Source organism: Shewanella sp. A32 (assembly GCF_029167175.1).
Taxonomy (GTDB): Bacteria; Pseudomonadota; Gammaproteobacteria; order Enterobacterales; family Shewanellaceae; genus Shewanella; species Shewanella yunxiaonensis.
Window position 1 is genome coordinate 1 of the sequence record NZ_JARFTS010000055.1, and the last position, 1779, is coordinate 1779.

Annotated in this window: 1 protein-coding gene; it reads left to right on the top strand. The window is 40.4% G+C overall.

Annotated features, from left to right (window positions below):
• Window positions 1-284 precede the first annotated feature (284 nt).
• On the top strand, window positions 285-1742 hold the full coding sequence (locus PY479_RS17490) for a sensor domain-containing diguanylate cyclase (RefSeq protein ID WP_275484535.1): 1458 nt from the start codon (window positions 285-287) through the stop codon (window positions 1740-1742).
• Window positions 1743-1779 lie beyond the last annotated feature (37 nt).

A 1779-nucleotide genomic window follows, 5' to 3' on the forward strand; every position in this document is an offset into this window, starting at 1 on the left:
GAAGTGAAACACAATCGCGCCGATGGTAGTGTGGGGTCTCCCCATGTGAGAGTAGGTCATCGCCAAGCGCCTATTTATAAACAAAAGGCCTCAGTATTCACTGAGGCCTTTTGTTTTTCTGATTAGAAACGGCACTATCAATTTTATATTTGATATTGCTGAAGCAGATCATATTTGTAATAAATTATGTCATGAAACGCTAAAACCAATTGGCTTTACCTTAAATTTGTAGGTAAATTGAACGCCCTCTAAAGGTCTACCCAGTTGTTCGTGGAGTCCCTTTTGTGAAGCTATTACGACCTTTTCGATTTTATTTCATTCCTGCAGTTATTCTCTTTATTTATACCTGCTTGCTAGCGGGTACTTATTTATATGAACATCATTTGTTGTTAGCCAGTACCGTTCAAGATGTTCTTTCACACTGGAATGAAGAACTTGGCAGAATGAATCTGATCGCTAGCAAAGCGAATGAACTTCAAGATCCCTCTCGCATAGATGACGAGATCGTTTTCCTCAGTAACGATCTGGATTTAAAAACATTTATTTTAGTAAACGCATCAGGCAAGGTTCTGTTTGCCAATCACACTATTTGGCGTGGAAATAATGCAGGAGAAACCGTTGAAGCATTTTCTCCTATCCTACATGACGATGTGGTTAAGGCTGGCATCCCCACTACAAAAGTGGATTTCGAAGCCGCGGTGTTATCTATTTATTATCCACTAACGCTTGAGCATGCAGATATTGGCAAGCAACCACAGTTAGTGTTTATGGAGTATGACTTATACCCTAAATTTTCGGCCGCCGAACAATCCTTTCGCGCTCACTTCTTTTTTGTGTGGGGGTTGATAACACTGTTTTTGTTGGCAATTTTTTTGTTTATTTACTGGTCATTTCAACGTCCAATCCGGCAATTAATCAATGCCATTGATGATATGGGGGTATTGTCTTCGTCTTTTTTAGTCGCTGATGAGTTAGTTGAATTGCAACAGTTGTTATATAAGAATCAACAGCGATATCGGGATCTCATTAATAAACTAAAAGATAACGAACAGCGTTGGCTATTTGCTATCGATAGCACTCGCAATGGCATTTGGGACTGGCATATATCTAGTCGAAAAGTGTTTTTGTCCGACCGTTGGAAGGAGATGTTAGGCTTTATGCCAGAAGAACTGGAAGATAGCTTTTTGTCATGGAAAGAGCGGTTACATCCCGAAGATCAGAATGCAGTGTTATTGACGTTACAGGCTTTTTTGGACGGTAAGGTTACCGAGTTTGAGTCGTTACATCGTTTGCGTCATAAGGATGGCCATTATGTATGGATCCTTGATCGTGGGATGATTATTGAGTGGGATGAAAATGGGCAGCCCTCCAGAATGATTGGAACTCACAAGGATGTTTCTGAAGACGTTAATAATCAACAAACCCTTACACATCTATATTCCCACGACTCGCTGACCAATCTGATAAATCGTCACAGTTTGATGAAGCAACTCCAAGACCTCTTTGCGTCTAATACTGATACTACCAGCTACAGCGCTATGTTTTGTTTAGACTTGGACAATTTTAAGGTGATTAATGATGCATTGGGGCATCAAGCAGGTGATCAACTGCTGGTCCAATTAGCAGCAAGATTATCGGCGCAATTTTCAGACAACCTAGTTTCTCGGCTTACTGGTGATGAATTTGTTATTGTACGAGAACAGTGTAATAGCCCCCAATTAAAACGGACACTCATTAGTTAAGCGATAGGCTTAGACCTATCTTTAAGGAGTGTCTATG